Below are 18,523 nucleotides of genomic sequence, written 5' to 3'. Positions count from 1 at the left end.
GCTTTAAATTCAAAATTTCCAAATGGCATAAAACTGCCAATAGTTAAAATCGTTTTCAAAATTCATAATATAGCGGGCGCCCAAACTCGGGCCAATGCGCGCAAAACCTGCGGTGACCTCAAACAGTAACCCTGTTCGTATATTGGTGAAGGAGTTGCTAACTTCGTTGCTTTCTTCTTCGGTTTCGAACACGGGCGCATCGGGCTGTACGCCTTCATAACGCTCAATTAAAATATCTTGCTGTTGTTTTTCGCTAACCGAAATAGTGTTTTGCAGTCCTGCGCCTAAACCAATATAGTTGTTAAGGTTACAACGCAATAAAACGGGTACGTCCCAATCTATATTTTCGTAAGATGTATTGGTGGTGGTGCGCTGCCTAAACCGAAAGCCAGAGGCATCCTGAACAATTCCTTCTTCAGCTTGAGTGTCGGCATCGTATTTGTGAAAGTTATTCATAAGTTCCACTTGCCAATACCAGCGGTACGATTTGTACGGAGAAATGGTCGCGCCGAAAAAGTAACTTTTAGAGTTTCTTAAATCTGAAAACGAATTGTAGCCCACTTTAGCGCCAATGGAAATGCCGGGCATAAATCGGGTTGTGGAATAATTGGTGATAATGGGTTCGTTTTTGTCAAAAATAATGGCCGTGCGACTTTTGGTTTTTTTCTTATGGAAATCTTTGGCAAACTGGATTTTGTATTTTACGAAGCCTTTAGTACTATCGTATTCCTTTACGTTTTTTTGTTCGCTGCCCGGCAGGTAAATATTTTTAAAAGTGAAAATGGCTTGGGTGTCGGTATACGCGGTGTCCAAACAACTGTAAAGCACGTCGCGTTTGGGGCAGATGTCGCATTTGGGGTACATATCGGTGACTTCGATGGTCGATTTGTCCAACATATCCGGAATATCGGTTTCCAGCCGAATGGTGCGTGCGGGACCTTCACCGTTATTTTGAAATTTGATCTTGTATTTTAAGGTTTTAAAACGGACCAATCGGTAATTCATCAAAGTGCCGTTAGATGACATTTTGTTGGGGTCGTGCGAGGTCACGATTTCCATTTCCATGTCTTTTACCTTGTGGTCGTCGTAATTGGCATCGGGCACGTAAACGCCGCGTACCGAAATAATGGCACTGGTATCTTTTACCATTTCGGGTGTGGTTTTTAAAGTGAAAAACATATTGCGTTCTTCTTCGGGTTGCATACCATCAAACTCTAAAACTTGCCAGTTGCGGTATAGCGATTTTGCTTCGGAAATGGTAAGTGGCAAATTGGTTTTTTCGGTGGAATCTTGTAGAATTTGCTGTTTTTCAATCCTAAATTTATTTGTTGACGCCAAAAGTGTGTTGTCGTCATCAGTTTTATGAGTGAAAGCAAAACCCTCAGTTGAAACCGATTTTTCGCCGTGATAAGTTCTGGTATCCAAAATTTCGAAATTATCGGCTTTAAATTTCTGTTCGTTGTAAAACAAATAAATTTTACCGTTGGTTTCGTAGCCCTTTGGGTTTTTGTACCGTACGATTAGCACCATGTCTTGATCCGGAACAGGTTCGCGGTTGCGTTTTAAAATGAAATCTTCATCCATTGAAGCTGTTTCTTCGTAATCTGCAGAAACCGAATTTACGTTTACTTTTTTAGGACGGGATGTGGGTGGTTTTCCGGTATCGTAATTGTTGGTGGCCCAAAGTTTTACTTCGTATTCGCCTTTTTCCTTATAAATATGTTTGGGGTTTTCTTCGGTGCTGAAGTGGCCGTCGCCAAACTCCCAATAATGGGTGTAAAAGGCTTTTGGCGCTCCGGCAATTTGTTGTAATTCGGGCGTTTCTGGATTAAACATCACCAAATTCTCATTGATTTCCGTTTTTATGGTGGCTGTTCTGGCCAAAGTATCGTTCAGGATTTCTTGGGCCGAAGAACATATAAAACTTGCTAAACAAAATATGGTAAATAAGTAAGTTTTCATAGTAGATTCAAGTTTAGTGGTTGTTAAATATACAAAAAGAGCTGTTTTAACATGAGCCAAGCTGCGTTTTGACGTTTGTTATTATAATAATTAGGTTAGCTATGATGATTAAAACAATACAGATAACGATTATTATGTAAACCATTTTCTTCATATTATTACATCAACCAAGGGCTGAATTTGTTACCCTTAAAAGGAAAAGCCAGAAACGGTTGGTTTCTGGCTTTTGTGAGTAGGTTAAAGTGAGGGCTCCATAACAAGTAGGTTCTATACTGGCAGACGTTTATGGTAATCCATTAATGATGGTTTCTAGTTGCGATTGTGTTACTATTGAAGTTTCGCCTTCTGTAATAGTAATGACCCCGTTTTCAACAATAGTCACACTTTGTATGGCGTATTTCCAGTCGTTTGCAGATTCGGTTACGAAAATAACGTGGCATTCCAAACCGATTGGGATTTGTCCGTAATGCTCACTGAACAAACCATCTACTGGGTCGTAAGTATCTAAATTTGCTAAACCAGTGTCTTCGCCATCGTATGATAAAAATACTGAGCAGTTGGTGTTGTCGTAACCTTCTGGTACATCAACAAGAATAGTGGTTTTTGGTCTTGGGTCGTTATAAAAGCGGTCTACATTGCTCCAGCCAAAGTCGCCGATAAAAGCGTAGTACTGGTTTCCTTCAGTGAATACACCACCGCCATCGCCTTGTGGGCCGGTTCCGTCTTCACGCTTGTTCTCTTCCCAGGCAAGGTTGCCATCTTCGTCAATGGTTCCTGTCCACAAGATCATTTCGGGATCTGGGTCGCCGGTCAATTCAGTTGGAATTCCCAATTGAATATTACAATTAGTTTCTAAAGCTACGCCGTTTTGCGTTGCTTCGATAAAGAACTCACCACCTGTTAGCAATAAGGCTTTGTCGCCGTTTGGCATAACGCCCATGGTAGGTTTGTTGGTAACCAACATGCTTCCTTTGCTAAAAATTTCAACAAATTCTAAATCTACTTGTCCGGTTACTGGGCTTCCGTTTTGTGTTAAACAAGAACCATTTATTCCGATGCTTACACCGTTTTCTGAAGTGAGGTTTATCCAGCCGTCTTCAGCATTAAACTGGAAATTTTGGGTAAGGTCTTCTAATGCTTCGTTTTGCAGATTTGAGTAATCTTCAGCCGAAGGATAAAAGATAATATCGGCATCGTCGTTGTTCTTGCTACAGCTGGTAAATATTAAAGCTGTTAAAAATAATGTTCCTAAAATGTGCTTAAAATTCTTCATGATAAATTGGTTTTAAATTGTTATTCGTGTTTATATCAACAGGGCAACTTTTTTGTTACCCTGTTTTGGGATTTTTTTATAGAAAATTATTGTTGAGGTTGACTAATGATGATTTTAGATACAATGGCATCGCCAGAAGCCACTAGTTCAATCATTTTATCGGCATAAGCTTTGTTTGAAGCATAACCTTTGGCTTTTCCGGTTTTGGTTTCCACTTCCCAGAAATAATTTCTTTTGGCGTTATTGTTCAGTTCAGATTTTAAAACCAAATAACTTTTTATTTCTTTTCCTCTTACTATTTCACCGGCGCTGGAAAGTGCCATCATGTTTTGGGCTTCCTTTAGCGATAGAGCCGTGCCCGAATAGGTGCTTTTGGCAGTTTCTACTTTCCACTCAAAAACTTGGGCAATGGCATCTCTGGTAATTTCTACAGTTTCAGTACTGTTAAAAGGTTCGTTTTTGTTTGTAGCGTTTACATTTAAAAATGATATGGCTACGATTGCGATAGTTAAAATTGAAGTTTTCATAATTTCTAAGTTTTTATGATTAATTAATTTTTTGTTTCGTCTTTTATTTTGACTGTTACACCCTTATATCAAAACCCTTTTAAAATTGTTACCCACTTTTTTGAAAGTTTTTTTACATTAGTAGCAAATACAAGGGCTAATGGGCGAAAAAAAAATTCACGAAGACCAGAAATACATCAACGGATTGCTGGAAAACAACTCCTTTATCATACAGGCCATTTACGACAAGTTTGTGCCCAAAGTGGTGAATTACATTAAACAGAATAGTGGTGATGCCGATAAAGCTCAAGATGTGGTGCAGGATACATTAATGACTATCTATAATCAAGCCAGCCAGAAAAAATTACAATTAACCTGTCCGTTTGATGCCTACTTTTTTTTGTTGTGCAAACGCAAGTGGTTAAACGAACTCAAAAAATCTTCCAATAAAGAGGTAACAATTAATGAGGAAGTGTTATCTAAAGATGACGACGCCCAAGAACTGGCTTTTGAAACTTCGGTATTTGGTGAAAAACAAAAACTGTTTGCCGAAATGTTTGCCCAATTAGGCGATGCCTGCAAAGATTTACTAAAAGCTGCTTTTAAAATAAAATCTATGGAAGAGGTAGCCAAGAGTTTAGGTGTAACCTACGCCTATGCTCGAAAGAAAAAATCGTTGTGCATTGGCAAGCTTACCAAATTGGTTCAAGGGTCGCCAAAGTTTAACCAACTTAAAAATTAAAGTTATGGACGACCAAAATTACATACTATTTGAAGCCTACCTCGCCAACGAATTGTCTGCGGAAGAAAAGCTCAATTTCGAAAATCGATTAAAAACCGATGCTGAATTTAATCAGTCGTTCCAAACCTTTAAAGAATTGTCTTCCTTTCTAGAGCATAACATCGGCAACGAAGAGGCTTCGGCAGCTTTTCAGCAGAATTTAAAGAAAATTTCGGCTGAACATTTCAGTAAAAATACCATTGCCGAAGAAGTGGTAAAACCTAAGGTGAGAAAACTGAATTTTTATAAATATGCCATAGCCGCTTGTGTGGTTTTGCTTTTCGGTGTTTTTGTGTTCAATCAGTTTTCAACGCCAACCTATTCCGATTACAATGATTTTGGCACCATAAGTTTAAGTGTGCGTGGCAACCAAGATGAACTTTTAAAAACGGCCGAATCGGCTTTCAATAATAAAGATTTCGCTAAAGCGGAAGCAGCTTTTGCCGAGCTTTTAAACTCGGATAACTATAATGCAGAATTAAAACTCTATCGATCCATTTCGAATATTGAGTTGAATGTTTTTGAAACTGCCGACAAATTGCTGAACGAATTGCGTAACGGAAATTCTGCTTACAAAAACAAAGCGACTTGGTATTTGGCGTTGAGCAAACTAAAGCAAAAGGAAATCGAAGCCTGTTTGGAAATTTTACAAACACTGCCTGAAGATGCCGACGATTACAAGCGTGCTCAAAAATTGATAGTTAAGTTGGATTGAAACTGCATTGTATTGAAAACGGTTCTTTAATTCCTTTGTCAGGTCGAGCGGAGTCGAGACCTAAATGAAGATAATGTGTAATTTTAAGACTTCTCGATTTCTCTCGAAGTGACAAAAGATTATTTTTGCACCATGATAATTACAGATACCCACACCCATTTATATAGCGAAGCTTTTGATGACGACCGAAGCGAAATGATTAACCGTGCCATTGAGCAAGGCGTGTCGCGGTTTTTTATTCCTGCCATCGATTCTGAATATACCGAGGCCATGCTTCAGTTGGAAAAAGACTTTCCTGAGAACATTTTTTTAATGACCGGTTTGCATCCCACGCACGTAAAACCCGAAAGTTGGGAGGAGGAATTGAAACACGTTGAAGAGCTTTTGGCACAACGAAAATTTTACGCTATTGGTGAAACGGGCGTTGACTTATATTGGGACAAATCGACTTTAGATATTCAGAAAAAAGCATTTAAACGTCAAATTCAATTGGCAAAGCAATATCGATTACCCATCGTGATTCATTGTCGTGAGGCTTTCGATACCATTTTTGAAGTTTTGGAAGAGGAGAAAAGCGATGATTTATTCGGGGTCTTTCACTGCTTCACCGGAACTTTTGAGCAGGCATACCAGGCACTGTCCTATAATATGAAGTTGGGCATTGGCGGCGTGGCGACTTTCAAAAACGGGAAAATTGATAAATTTCTCAACGAAATCGATTTAAAAAATATTGTTTTGGAGACCGATGCGCCCTATTTGGCACCAACCCCTTTCCGCGGCAAGCGAAACGAAAGTGTATATATAATAAAGGTATTGGAAAAATTGGCGACCATATATAATAGGTCTGTCGAAGAAATTGCCGAAATTACTACCACGAATTCAAAAGACGTTTTTGGCATATAATTTATGAAGAACAAAAAACCGAACATACTCCTTATATATACAGGCGGCACTATTGGTATGGTGAAAGATGCCAAAACAGGTGCGCTTAAAGCATTCAATTTTAAAAATCTGTTAACACGTATTCCAGAAATCCAGCTATTGGATTGCGATATCGATACCGTGTCTTTTGACAGTCCGATTGATTCGAGCAATATGAACCCCGAATATTGGATGCAAATGGCCGAAATCATTGAAAGCAATTACAAGGCGTTTGATGGCTTTGTGGTGCTCCACGGCAGTGATACCATGAGCTATTCGGCTTCGGTATTAAGTTTTATGCTAGAAAACTTGGCAAAACCTGTGATTTTTACGGGGTCGCAATTGCCCATTGGCGATTTACGTACCGATGCCAAGGAGAATTTAATCACGTCGATTCAATTAGCATCGCTACAGGAAAACAGTCAACCGGTTGTAAAGGAAGTTTGTTTGTATTTTGAATATAAACTGTATCGTGGCAACCGCACCACGAAGTTAAATGCTGAACATTTTCAAGCCTTTGCTTCCATGAATTATCCCGAATTGGCAGAGTCGGGTGTGCATCTTAAAATTAATAAGGAGTATTTGTTTCAGCCGAAAACGGACAAAGCATTAAAAATTAATAAAACTTTTGATAATAATATTGCCCTAATAAAGTTGTATCCCGGAATTTCGGAAACAGTGGTTAAAACTATTTTTGGTACGCCAAATTTAAAAGGTGTCATCATTGAAACCTATGGTGCAGGTAATGCTACAACCCAAAAGTGGTTTGTCGATATTTTAAAAGAACAAATTTCAAAAGGCATATATATTATTAATGTCACCCAATGCCCAGGTGGAAGTGTTATGATGGGGCACTACGAAACTAGCAATGAGTTAAAGGAAATTGGCGTTGTTTCGGGCAAAGATATTACCACCGAAGCTGCTATAGCTAAATTAATGTATTTATTGGGGGCGAATGCAGAAAATGGTAACACGTTCAAAACCACGTATGAAACTTCGTTGCGTGGAGAAATCTCGTAAAATTAACTTTCAAAATTTTAGCAATCGAAGATTTTTTCGTTATTTGACCCCTGTTAATTAAGATGATTAATATACAGAGAGGTGGCCGAGTGGTCGAAGGCGCACGCCTGGAAAGTGTGTATACGTCAAAAGCGTATCGAGGGTTCGAATCCCTTCCTCTCTGCTGTTATTTTATTTTTAATTGCTTTTTTTTTATATCTTTAAACACTTTTAACTAATAAAATTAAGATTTTAGAACATGAAAAGATTATTTTCAATCCTTGCCATAACAGGAATGATGGCATTTGGAACGGCTAATGCAACAACCATTGCAAACACGAATAGCGCTGTTACAACTACAGTAACTGTGGCTCAAGAAGAGGATTCAGCAGCAGCTGAAGAATCGTTAGGTTTTCACCAAGAATTAAAGAAACGTTTTATTGAAGGAGGCCCTGGTTTTATGGGGATCGTATTGTTATGTTTAATTTTAGGATTAGCCATTGCCATAGAAAGAATTATCTTTTTAAACCTTTCAACTACAAACACAAAAAAGTTAACTCAAGAAGTAGAAGATGCGTTAGCTTCAGGTGGTGTTGAGGCTGCAAAAGAAGTTTGTAGAAATACAAAAGGTCCTATTGCGTCTATTTTCTACCAAGGTTTGGATAGAACAGATGAAGGATTGGAAGCTGCCGAAAAAGCGGTTGTAGCCTACGGTGGTGTTCAAATGGGACAATTAGAGAAAAACGTATCTTGGATTTCATTATTTATAGCCTTGGCACCAATGCTTGGTTTCATGGGTACGGTAATAGGTATGATTCAAGCATTCGATAAAATTGAAGCTGCCGGAGACATGCAGCCATCACTTGTTGCAGGTGGTATTAAAGTAGCACTTTTAACAACAGTATTTGGTCTTGTGGTAGCAATTATCCTTCAAATTTTTTACAATTACATTATTGCTAAAATTGATAGTATTGTTAACGATATGGAAGATGCTTCTATCACGTTAATGGATCTATTGATTAGAAATAAAAAGTAATAATAATTGAAAACTAAAAAATTATGGGTTTACATAAAATATTAAAAATAGTAGCCTTCGCTCTAGCTATTATTGGTGCCATTTTTGCACTAATGATTATGGCTGGTGATGAAGAAAGCGCACAAAGTATGAGCGGGAATATGCTGTATGTGGCCTATGCAGTTTTAGGTATTGTACTTTTATTGGTTGTATTGTTTGTTATCAAAGGCTTGTTTGCTGGTAACCTTAAAAAAACATTACTTACCGTAGGTGTATTTTTGGCCATTATATTAATTTCTTATGGCATTTCGTCGGGTACAGATTTAAACTTAAAACCGTTTATAGATAAAGGCGCAGATGTGACGGAATCAACATCCAAAACTGTAGGCGCAGGTTTATATGCATTTTATATCCTTGCAGTACTTGCCATAGGATCGATGCTATACGGCGGAGCAAAAAAAATATTTAACAAATAAATTATGGCGAAAAGAGCAGCACCAGAAGTAAATGCAGGCTCCATGGCCGATATTGCTTTCTTGTTATTGATATTCTTTTTGGTAACTACAACTATTGAAACCGATTCTGGTTTAAATAGAAAGTTGCCTCCTATTGAAGAAACCGAACCTCCTATCATCAAGCAAAAAAACATCTTTACGGTTCTTTTGAATGGTAAAGACCAGTTGTTGGTTGAAGATGAGATTATGGAGTTGAAGGATTTAAGGGAAGCTGCCAAAGAATTTTTAGATAACGGAGGCGATGGATCATGTAGTTTTTGCAAGGGTAAAAAGAACCCTGATTCTTCTGATAATCCAGACAAAGCTATCATATCGTTAAAGAACGAGCGTGAAACGACTTATAAAACGTATATCGCCGTACAAAACGAACTTGTAGCAGCATACAACGAACTTAGAAACAGAAGGGCAGAAGAGCTTTACGGGCAAACATTTGCTGAAATGGAAGCAAATTATAACGACGTAAACTGGCCTGGGAACAAAACAAAGCTGAAAGATCAAATCGAGCAGATAAAGCTTGATTATCCGCAAAAGCTTTCTGAAGTACAATAGATAAAATTTAACATTCAAAAATATGTCTAAATTTAAGAAGAAAAAGGGAGGCGATATACCAGCTGTAAACACAGCGGCTTTACCAGATATCGTATTTATGTTATTATTCTTTTTTATGGTGGCCACAGTAATGAGGCAAAACACCCTTAAAATTGAAAATAACCTTCCCTATGCCGATCAGGTTGAAAAACTTGATAAGAAAGATTTGGTAATGTACATTTATGCGGGTAAGCCAAGTGCCAACTATAAGCAGTTTGGTACCGAGGCTAGAATCCAGTTAAACGACGATTTTGCCAATGTAAGTGATATTGCCTCGTTTATCGCTGAAGAGCGCGCTTCTAAACGAGAGGAATTGGTTCCATTTTTAACCACTGCATTAAAAGTTGACAGTGATGCCAATATGGGATTGATTGGTGATATTAAATATGAACTACGTAAAGTTAATGCACTAAAAATTAATTACACTACAAAAAAAGGAAGTGTACTTGAAAACCAATAATTTTACACTCTTAATTTTATAGAAAAAGGCGTTTTGAATATTCAAAACGCCTTTTTGTTTTTTATATTTGGTTCAATAATGCCCATTCTACATGAAACGATTTGTTGTAGTCATACTTTTTTTTGTTTTTGGCACCATGTATAGCCAAGATCATTCGGTTAAAGAAATCGATTCTCTTTACAAAGAAGATCATTTTTATGTAGGGGTAACCTACAATGTACTTGTGAATAAACCTTCTGGCATAAAACAAAGCGGTTTTTCATTGGGGTTTCATTTGGGTTTCATTAAAGACATGCCCATTAATAAAAGCCGTACTTGGGCCATTGGTATTGGCTTGGGCTATTCGGCCAATTCGTTTAACGAAAATTTGTTGGTCAGTAAATCAAATTCAGGCGAATTCAATTATAACGTTATTGAGGATAAAGGAACCTATAACAAAAACAAGTTTGCATCACATTTGGTGGAATTGCCCATTGAATTCCGTTGGAGAACATCTACGCCAGCCGATTATAACTTTTGGCGCATTTACACCGGTTTTAAGTTAGGGTATTCTTTTGTGAATACCAATAAGCATAAAGGCGATTTGGGAGATTTTAAGTACAACGACAATCCGGATTTTAATAATCTTCAGTATGGTTTAACATTAAGTGCTGGTTACAACACATGGAATCTTCATCTGTATTATGCTTTAAACCCCATTTTTAACAATAATGCCCAGATTAATGGGAACACTATCGATATGAGTGCCATCAAAATCGGTTTGATGTTTTATATTTTGTGATTCGGGCTCTAAATACTTTTACATGAAAAAACTATTCTTTTTAATTTTTGCATTGTTGCTTGTCAATTGTCAATACGGACAAAAGGCACAAGGGGATGATTATCAGGCAGAATTTGCTAAAAGCATATCACACAAATTGCTGTCATCGCAGAAAGAAGGCGGATTTTATAAATTAAATGAAGAAGAAGCTACCCAAAGAATGGTTGAAGGATTAAATGAGGCCATTCAAAAGGAGACCTATAAAAAGATTAAGCAGGCAATTGGGCATTATAAAAGCTTGGAATTAGATACTGTATTCCAGATTAAACAAGATAAGTCATACCAAGTTTATAGGTTTAAGGGAAACTTTGAATCTAAAAAAAAGGTTGAAATAAGAACAGTGTTGGATTTAGAAGGCCAACTTGCCGGTTTTTTTGTTGTACCTTGGATAGAAGGTTTTTAATGTTTTACAACCAATAATTAACCAAAATTAATTGGGGTATAATACCAATAAACGTACCGAGAAGAAGTTCTTTATAATTGTGCGCCTTTAAATGTAAACGAGATGTTGCCACAGCGCCCATAACAACGCACATAAGTGCCAGGGTACCGTTTATGTTTACGCTAAAGTGAATGCTAAGCGCCACAAAAAACATAAACACGCCAGAAACAGCAACCATGTGTAAACTCACCTTAAATTTGATAAGGGCCATTAATAAACAGGCCATGTTCGAAATGAGCACCCCAATAAAGAAAAAATAAAGTTCGGAGGACAGCGAAGGTTTTACAATGCGCTGTAACACAAGCAATAAAATACAGCCGTACAGAATTAAAGGATAAATCCGTTCACGTACGGTTTGAAGATGGATGCTGCTTACTCTGCCCAATGTTTTTAACAGAAAATAAATTAAAATGGGCAGGATAAATGTTAATATGCCCAGCGCAATAAGTTTTCCGTAAACCACTTCATCTGAAATATATCTGGGCGATATTTCAAAATAAAACCATGCCGCAAACAAAGGCATAATAAGCGGATGAAAAACATACGAGATGCTTTTTAAAAGTTTATCCATTATATTTTTTTACGGAGTCGTGCTACCGGAATATCCAATTGCTCGCGGTATTTTGCTACGGTACGCCGGGCAATAGGGTAGCCTTTTTCTTTCAATATAGATGCTAAATTTTCGTCTGTTAAGGGTTTTCTCTTGTTTTCTTCGTCGATTACGGTTTCTAATATTTTTTTGATTTCGCGGGTAGAAACGTCTTCACCTTGATCGTTTTTCATCGATTCTGAAAACAAATCCTTTATCAAAATAGTGCCGTAGGGCGTATCAACATATTTGCTGTTTGCCACTCGTGAAACTGTAGAGACGTCCATGTTAATTTCGTCTGCGATATCCTTCAGGATCATAGGTTTTAAATTGCGCTCGTCGCCTGTTAAAAAATAATCCTTTTGATAATGCATAATGGCACTCATGGTTACAAACAAGGTTTGTTGGCGTTGCTTAATAGCTTCAATAAACCATTTGGCAGCGTCTAATTTTTGTTTGATAAAGAGTACGGCATCTTTCTGCGATTTCGATTTGTCTTTAGCATCCTTGTACCCTTTTAACATGTTGTTGTATTCTCGAGATACATGCAATTCGGGAGCATTTCTTCCGTTAAGGGTAAGTTCCAGTTCGCCATCTACTATTTTAATGGCAAAATCGGGCACCACGTGCTCCACAATACGGTTGTTCCCAGAATACGAACCACCTGGTTTGGGGTTTAAATGCTCAATTTCAGAAATGGCACCTTTTAATTGTTCTTCGGTAATATCGAATTTTTGAAGCAGTTTTTTGTAGTGCTTTTTGGTAAATTGGTCAAAGGCATTATCAATAATATCAATGGCCAAATCGGTATCGGCATTTTTTTCTTTACGATGTAATTGTATGCTTAAACATTCTTGTAAATCTCTTGCCCCAACCCCAGCAGGGTCTAATTGGTGTACTTTTTTAAGGACCTTTTCAATGTTTTCCTCGGTGGTGTAGACGTTTTGAGTAAAAGCCAAATCGTCCATAATATCGCTAAGGCTTCTTCGTATATAGCCGCTTTCATCTACGCTGCCTACCAAAAATTCAGCAATATCGCGTTCTTCGTCGCTTAACCTGTACGTGTTTAACTGATTTAATAAGTGCTGTGTAAACGAGGTGCCTGCCGCGTAGGGCATGGTTTTGTCGTCGTCATCACTGCTGTAATTATTGGTTTGGGTACGATAGTCTGGAACTTCATCGTCGCTTAAATATTCATCAACATTTATTTCATCAGCTTCAATGGTTTCGTTGTCATTGTATTCGTCTGCCGAATTATCAAAATCAGAATCCAAATCGTCTTTGGCATCATCCTTTCCACCTTCTAAAGCAGGGTTTTCTTCCAACTCTTGCTTTAGGCGCTGCTCAAAAGCTTGCGTAGGCAACTGTATCAATTTCATTAATTGAATTTGCTGCGGCGATAGCTTTTGTGATAATTTGAATTGTAGTTGTTGTTTAAGCATGTTTTGATTAAGGCTTGTTACTCAAAGATAAAAAAAGGGTATGTTATTCCAAAGCCGTGCCAAATTACACTTTTTTTAATTTTTTTGTTAAAATTCTGCATTTTGTGGCGTTCGTGGAAACGGAATCACATCTCTAATATTACTCATGCCGGTGGCAAACATTACCAAACGTTCAAAACCTAAACCAAAGCCGGAGTGTACGGCAGTACCGTATTTGCGCAAATCGAGGTACCACCAAAGTTCTTCTTCTGGAATATCTAAAACGGACATTTTCTGTTTTAAAACGTCCAACCGTTCTTCACGTTGGGCACCTCCAACAATTTCGCCAATGCCGGGAAAAAGAATATCCATCGCACGAACGGTTTTGCCGTCGTCGTTAAGGCGCATATAAAAGGCTTTTATATTGGCAGGGTAATCAAACAGAATTACGGGGCACTTAAAGTGTTTTTCAACGAGAAAACGCTCGTGCTCGCTCTGTAAATCGCAGCCCCAATCGTCAATTAAATATTTAAATTTTTTCTTTTTATTGGGTTTGCTGTTGCGTAAAATATCGATGGCCTCGGTATAGCTTACACGCTTAAAATGGTTGTCGGTAACAAAATTCAGCTTTTCAATAAGACCCATACTACTGCGTTCGGCCTGTGGTTTGGTTTTGTCTTCGTCTTGCAAACGTTTGTCCAAAAACTCCAGATCTTCACGGTTATTATCTAAAATATATTGGATAACCGACTTCATAAAATCTTCAGCTAAATCCATATTTCCGGCCAAATCCATAAAGGCTACTTCGGGCTCAATCATCCAAAATTCGGCCAAATGGCGCGAGGTATTCGAGTTTTCGGCACGAAAGGTGGGTCCAAAAGTGTACACTTTTCCGAGTGACATGGCGTAGGTTTCGGCTTCCAATTGTCCGGAAACGGTTAAATTGGTTTCCTTTCCGAAGAAATCTTCAGAATAATCAATATTTCCGTTATCGTCTTTTGGTAGGTTTTTCAAGTCCAGATTGGTAACTCGGAACATTTCTCCGGCACCTTCGGCATCACTTCCTGTAATAATTGGGGAATGCATGTAGTAAAACCCATTGTCGTTAAAATATTTGTGGATGGCAAACGACAGTGCCGAGCGCAACCGCATTACCGCACTGAATGTGCTGGTACGGGTGCGTAAATGGGCGTTTTCCCTTAAAAATTCAAAAGAATGTTTCTTAGGTTGGATGGGGTATTTTTCAGGATCCGAATCCCCTAAAACAACCAACTCTTTCACTTGTATTTCAACGCTTTGCCCTTTGCCTTGGCTCGCTACCAGCTTGCCTTTTACATGAATGGCTGCCCCGGTAGTAATACGCTTTAGGGTGTTTTCGTCAATTTTTTCAAAATCTACAACACATTGAATGTTGTTTAAAGTAGAACCGTCGTTTAAGGCAATAAATCGGTTGGCCCTAAAGGTTCTTACCCAACCTTTTACTTCAACATCTGGTGTAACAATATCTTCGGTTAATAGCTGTTTAACTGTTTTAGATTGCATACCTTTAAATTTATATGGTAAATATAACGGTTTAAAAGAAGAAAATTCAAATTACGAATTCCAAAAAAGCAATAGATTTTTGGGCGTATACTTTAGATTTTTTCGTCTTCGTCCTCCTCGGGAATAATATTGATAGATGGCTTTCTTAAGACTTGCTTGTTGGCAATATTACGTTCTAAAGATAGCAGTAAAGACGGAAGAAGCAGTAAATTAGACAACATAGCGAAAAGCAAAGTGGCCGAAACCAAAGCACCCAAGGCTACCGTGCCGCCAAAGCTGGAAATGGTAAATACCGAAAAACCAAAAAATAGCACAATTGAGGTGTAAAACATACTTACTCCAGTTTCTCGTAAGGCGCCGTAAACCGATACTTTTATTTTCCATTTATTGGCCTGCAACTCTTGGCGGTATTTGGCCAAAAAGTGAATAGTATCATCTACTGAAATACCAAAAGCAATACTAAACACCAAAATAGTTGATGGTTTTATAGGAACCCCCAAGTACCCCATTAAGCCTGCCGTTACCAGTAATGGAAGAAGGTTTGGGATGAGCGATACAATAATCATTCTTGCCGAGCGGAACATGTACGCCATAAACAAGGCGATTAAAAGAATGGCCAAAGACAATGAAATGGCTAGGTTTTTAACCAAATATTTGGTGCCTTTTTGAAACACGAGCGCTTTTCCGGTCATGGTGACATTGTAGCGTTCTTTCGGGAAAACCTTATCGATTTTCGTTTGAAGATTTTCTTCAATACGCTCCATTTTATCGGTGCCAATGTCTTTCATAAAAGTAGTGATACGGGCGTATTGGCCGGTGCTATCCACAAAATTATTAAGCAAATCGACGTTTGAAGAGGAGTTTTTGGCGTACGATAAAATAAAGTTGTTTTCCTGTGAGGTAGGTAGTTGGTAGTATTTGGGCTTACCATTGTAATAAGCCTGTTTGGAATATTTTACCAAGCCCACCACCGAAATGGGTTTGGAGAGTTCGGGTGTTTCAACAATCAATTCCTCCAGTTCGTCCATGCGCTTTAGGGTGGAGAGTTTCATCACGCCTTTTTTACGTTTGGTATCGACCATAATTTCCAAAGGCATAATGCCGTTAAATTCTTCCTCGAAGAAACGAATGTCCTGAACAAATTCAGAATCCTGCGGCATGTCTTCAATCAAGCTGCCCGAAATCTTGATTTGGTATATGCCAATAATGCTAATGGCCAATAAAATAACCGCCGTAAAATAAATGGTGATGCGGCGTTGCCTTACCATGCGTTCCATCCAATCTACAAAACCGCCAATCCAACGTTTGTTAAGATGCTCTAAGTGGCGGTCTTTTGGGAACGGCAAAAAGGTGTAAATAATGGGGATGATGAGTAGGCAAAGTATAAAAATGGCCAAAATACTTAATGAGGCTACCACGCCAAATTCCTTCAGCAATTTGCTTTCTGTTAAAATGAATGTGGCAAAACCCGAAGCCGTGGTAACGTTGGTCATTAATGTGGCGTTTCCAATTTTAGTAATTACACGTTGTAACGATTTTACTTTGTTGCCATGCAGCTTTACCTCATGCTGGTATTTATTGATAAGGAAAATACAGTTGGGAATACCAATAACGATAATAAGCGGCGGAATTAGAGCCGTGAGCACGGTAATTTCGTAGTTGAGTGCCCCAATAATGCCCAAGGTCCACATCACGCCAATACATACCACAATAAGCGAAATGAAGGTAGCCCTGAACGACCTGAAAAAGAAAAAGAAAATAACAGAAGTAACCAAAAGGGCTACACCTACAAACCACCCAATTTCATCAACAATAAGTTGGGCGTTTAAGGTGCGAATGTACGGCATGCCAGAAACCTTAACATCTAGGTTGTGTGTAGCTTTAAAAGCTTCAATTTTTGGTAAAAGTACGTCAATTACAAAATCCTTTCTAGCGGCTGTATTAACGATATTCTTTTTTAGATAGATGGCACTGCGAATGGTTTTGGTGTCTTTGTTGAACAGGAAATTATCGTAAAACGGATATTTTTCAAAAAGTTCGTTTTGAAGTGTGTCAATTTCAGCTATGGAAGAAATTTTTCCTTTTATGAAAGGTTCCAATTTGAACTTTTCATTTTCGGTATCCTTCACCAGTTTTTGAAGGTCTTTTATGGAAATGACCGTTTCCACCGCCTCGTCCGATTTAAAGCTATGGGCAAGCTGGTTCCAAGCATTCAATTTTTCAACCGAAAATAAGCTGCTGTCCTTAACACCAAGTACAATTAGGTTGCCTTCTTCACCGAATGTTTTTAAAAAATCGTTGTACACCAAATTTACCTCATGGTCGTCTGGCAACAGGTTCGCTTCGGTGTAAGTGAAGCGCATGTTTTCCCATTTCTGGGCTAGTAAAAATGTAGCGACGATTATTGCGGCGAGAATGATGATTTTATTGCGTAAAATCAATCGCGCAACAACGTCCCAAAAGTCTTTTGTGAAAAGTTTTAACATGCTAGAGCCTGTTTAAATTCATATCAATCGTTTTTCTATGCCCCTTTTTGCTCATAATTTCGTTAAAATTTCATCAAGTAGCTTTGGCTATTATCTTCAATTTTGCCTCATTCTGCATCAAAAATGACCTATCGAAAAAGTCAATCATATAAATTCAAACAGGCTCTTAATAAAAAGTTGCGCAAAGGTAGAAAAAACCACTGCAAAACTTTATAAAGTGACGTTAAATGTAAATTTAAAAGCCACATTGTCGTCAATTTGCGGCAAATGGTATGCCCCATAACGGTAGGTGAAACTAATACCGAAACCAAAGAGTAACTTGTTGAGTTCGAAACCCGATTCGGTATAGCCTTTTTTGAGGGAATTAAAACTGATATTTTGATGCCTTTCGGGCTGAGCCATATCTCCAATAGCATATCGGGTAATTAAAACCATTTGGGGCTTAAAACGTTCGGAAATGTTAAACGGTCTTAAAAAATGTTTGAATTGAACGGTCGCAAATTTATCGGAGAAAAACTCATTGAAATACATGGTTTCAAAACTGTTCAATCCGGCCACCGAAAAACGTTGTAAAATGGTTTCCTTGGTGATATTATTGGGGTAGGCGTGATACAAATGCGTAATTGGGGTGTTGCCATTGGCGATGCCCGAAACTAATATAATTTCTGAAAAGGTATCGTTTTCGTCCCCGAATTTATAAAGCGTCCTGAAGTCGACTTTTGAAAACTCCAAATTGCTTTTAAAAAGGTTGTTAAAGCTTTTGGTATATTGCAGGGTGAATTTTGGGTAGCCCTGTTTTGTTTGTGTTTTTCCTGTTTCTGAAGCTATAATTTTATTAAACGGATCCCATTGCAAGGCAACTTTGGCGATACTCAAATCGAATGAACTGATAGTAGTATTGTTGAATTGATAAGCATATCTATAAGTGGGTAAAATATTGCTGATAGAAAATTCGGTTTCGGACAGTAGTTTAGGGTGTATTTCGTGATCGAACGAAATGGCTTTGGTAATGTGCCTATGGAAGAGGTCGATGTTAAGCAAGCGGGGTTCAAAAAACTGGAAGAATCTGCCATCGGTTAAAAATTTGGTGCTGCCGGTTTCTTGTAAGTCGTCGGTATAGGAAAGGTTCACCCAACTATTTGTTTTTTCTGAAACCCTAAAACCGCCACCAAAACTGTACTTAAAGCGATGGTCTCTAAAACCATAAACCACGTAGGTGTTCAGACGATATTTTTCTGAAAACGCACTATTGGTTACTCCGCCAAGTCCGGTACGCACACCTTCGTATTGATTATATTTTATTAAATACCTTAAATCGGCATTGAAATATTTTGAGGGGAAATACCCGTTACCAATACTTTGAAGGAATTGGCGTTTTTTTAGCGAATCTTGTTGAATGCTGGTAGCGGAAATATAATCGGCTTGCGAATTTCCAAAGCTTGAAACGGCAATAAAAAGAAGAAAAATAAAACGCTTTAGCATGGAACA

General features: G+C 38.2%; 18 protein-coding genes and 1 tRNA gene. 11 read left to right on the top strand and 8 right to left on the bottom strand.

Going from position 1 to position 18,523, the window contains the following annotated elements; translation table 11 throughout:
• Positions 1–9 precede the first annotated feature (9 nt).
• From ABI125_00365 to ABI125_00355, 3 genes are all read right to left on the bottom strand, one after another.
• The gene (locus ABI125_00365) at positions 10–1,962 is read right to left on the bottom strand and encodes a PKD domain-containing protein (GenBank protein ID XCF06331.1); all 1,953 of its coding nucleotides are present in this window, start codon (positions 1,960–1,962) and stop codon (positions 10–12) included.
• Positions 1,963–2,245: 283 nt separating this feature from the next.
• Positions 2,246–3,235, bottom strand: a complete 990-nt coding sequence (locus ABI125_00360) for a hypothetical protein (GenBank protein ID XCF06330.1) — start codon at positions 3,233–3,235, stop codon at positions 2,246–2,248.
• 86 nt (positions 3,236–3,321) lie between these two features.
• Positions 3,322–3,762, bottom strand: coding sequence for a hypothetical protein (locus ABI125_00355; protein XCF06329.1), 441 nt, complete (start codon positions 3,760–3,762; stop codon positions 3,322–3,324).
• A 139-nt stretch (positions 3,763–3,901) separates the two neighbouring features.
• Between ABI125_00355 and ABI125_00350 the strand changes: the two genes are divergently transcribed.
• The 11 genes from ABI125_00350 (at position 3,902) to ABI125_00300 (ending at position 10,958) form a co-directional block, all read left to right on the top strand.
• Entirely contained in the window at positions 3,902–4,483 is a 582-nt protein-coding gene (locus ABI125_00350) for a sigma-70 family RNA polymerase sigma factor (GenBank protein ID XCF06328.1), read from the top strand.
• 4 nt (positions 4,484–4,487) lie between these two features.
• Positions 4,488–5,237: a hypothetical protein gene (locus tag ABI125_00345; protein XCF06327.1), complete on the top strand. Its 750-nt coding sequence runs from the start codon at positions 4,488–4,490 to the stop codon at positions 5,235–5,237.
• Positions 5,238–5,369: 132 nt separating this feature from the next.
• The gene (locus tag ABI125_00340; protein ID XCF06326.1) at positions 5,370–6,140 is read left to right on the top strand and encodes a TatD family hydrolase; all 771 of its coding nucleotides are present in this window, start codon (positions 5,370–5,372) and stop codon (positions 6,138–6,140) included.
• A gap of 3 nt (positions 6,141–6,143) precedes the next feature.
• The gene (locus ABI125_00335) at positions 6,144–7,178 is read left to right on the top strand and encodes an asparaginase (GenBank protein ID XCF06325.1); all 1,035 of its coding nucleotides are present in this window, start codon (positions 6,144–6,146) and stop codon (positions 7,176–7,178) included.
• 75 nt (positions 7,179–7,253) lie between these two features.
• Positions 7,254–7,341 (top strand) — tRNA-Ser (locus ABI125_00330).
• A 75-nt stretch (positions 7,342–7,416) separates the two neighbouring features.
• Positions 7,417–8,193, top strand: coding sequence for a MotA/TolQ/ExbB proton channel family protein (locus tag ABI125_00325; GenBank protein XCF06324.1), 777 nt, complete (start codon positions 7,417–7,419; stop codon positions 8,191–8,193).
• Between the two features lie 23 nt (positions 8,194–8,216).
• The gene (locus tag ABI125_00320) at positions 8,217–8,648 is read left to right on the top strand and encodes a hypothetical protein (protein XCF06323.1); all 432 of its coding nucleotides are present in this window, start codon (positions 8,217–8,219) and stop codon (positions 8,646–8,648) included.
• A 3-nt stretch (positions 8,649–8,651) separates the two neighbouring features.
• A complete protein-coding gene (locus ABI125_00315; protein XCF06322.1) occupies positions 8,652–9,236 on the top strand; it encodes a biopolymer transporter ExbD in 585 nt (194 codons plus the stop codon).
• Between the two features lie 22 nt (positions 9,237–9,258).
• Positions 9,259–9,735, top strand: a complete 477-nt coding sequence (locus tag ABI125_00310; GenBank protein XCF06321.1) for a biopolymer transporter ExbD — start codon at positions 9,259–9,261, stop codon at positions 9,733–9,735.
• A gap of 91 nt (positions 9,736–9,826) precedes the next feature.
• The gene (locus ABI125_00305; GenBank protein XCF06320.1) at positions 9,827–10,516 is read left to right on the top strand and encodes a porin family protein; all 690 of its coding nucleotides are present in this window, start codon (positions 9,827–9,829) and stop codon (positions 10,514–10,516) included.
• A gap of 22 nt (positions 10,517–10,538) precedes the next feature.
• Positions 10,539–10,958: a hypothetical protein gene (locus tag ABI125_00300; GenBank protein ID XCF06319.1), complete on the top strand. Its 420-nt coding sequence runs from the start codon at positions 10,539–10,541 to the stop codon at positions 10,956–10,958.
• A gap of 4 nt (positions 10,959–10,962) precedes the next feature.
• On the opposite strand, the gene ABI125_00295 is transcribed toward ABI125_00300, so the two are convergent.
• The 5 genes from ABI125_00295 to ABI125_00275 all read right to left on the bottom strand — a co-directional run bounded on the left by ABI125_00295 (position 10,963) and on the right by ABI125_00275 (position 18,517).
• Complete coding sequence (locus tag ABI125_00295; GenBank protein ID XCF06318.1) at positions 10,963–11,568, bottom strand: hypothetical protein; 606 nt, start codon at positions 11,566–11,568, stop codon at positions 10,963–10,965.
• The gene (rpoN, locus tag ABI125_00290) at positions 11,568–13,028 is read right to left on the bottom strand and encodes an RNA polymerase factor sigma-54 (protein ID XCF06317.1); all 1,461 of its coding nucleotides are present in this window, start codon (positions 13,026–13,028) and stop codon (positions 11,568–11,570) included. The genes ABI125_00295 and rpoN overlap by 1 nt, the downstream gene beginning before the upstream one ends.
• 87 nt (positions 13,029–13,115) lie before the next feature.
• The gene (gene asnS / locus ABI125_00285; protein ID XCF06316.1) at positions 13,116–14,549 is read right to left on the bottom strand and encodes an asparagine--tRNA ligase; all 1,434 of its coding nucleotides are present in this window, start codon (positions 14,547–14,549) and stop codon (positions 13,116–13,118) included.
• Positions 14,550–14,641: 92 nt separating this feature from the next.
• Positions 14,642–17,035 carry an efflux RND transporter permease subunit gene (locus tag ABI125_00280; GenBank protein XCF06315.1) on the bottom strand — a complete coding sequence of 798 codons (2,394 nt, stop codon included), beginning with the start codon at positions 17,033–17,035 and terminating at the stop codon, positions 14,642–14,644.
• Positions 17,036–17,245: 210 nt separating this feature from the next.
• On the bottom strand, positions 17,246–18,517 hold the full coding sequence (locus ABI125_00275) for a DUF5686 family protein (protein XCF06314.1): 1,272 nt from the start codon (positions 18,515–18,517) through the stop codon (positions 17,246–17,248).
• Between the last annotated feature and the right edge of the window lie 6 nt (positions 18,518–18,523).

Source organism: Tamlana crocina (assembly GCA_040429635.1).
GTDB classification, from domain to species: Bacteria; Bacteroidota; Bacteroidia; order Flavobacteriales; family Flavobacteriaceae; genus Flavisericum; species Flavisericum crocinum.
Note: the sequence above shows the minus strand (reverse complement) of the source record. Positions and strands in the feature narration are given on the sequence as shown.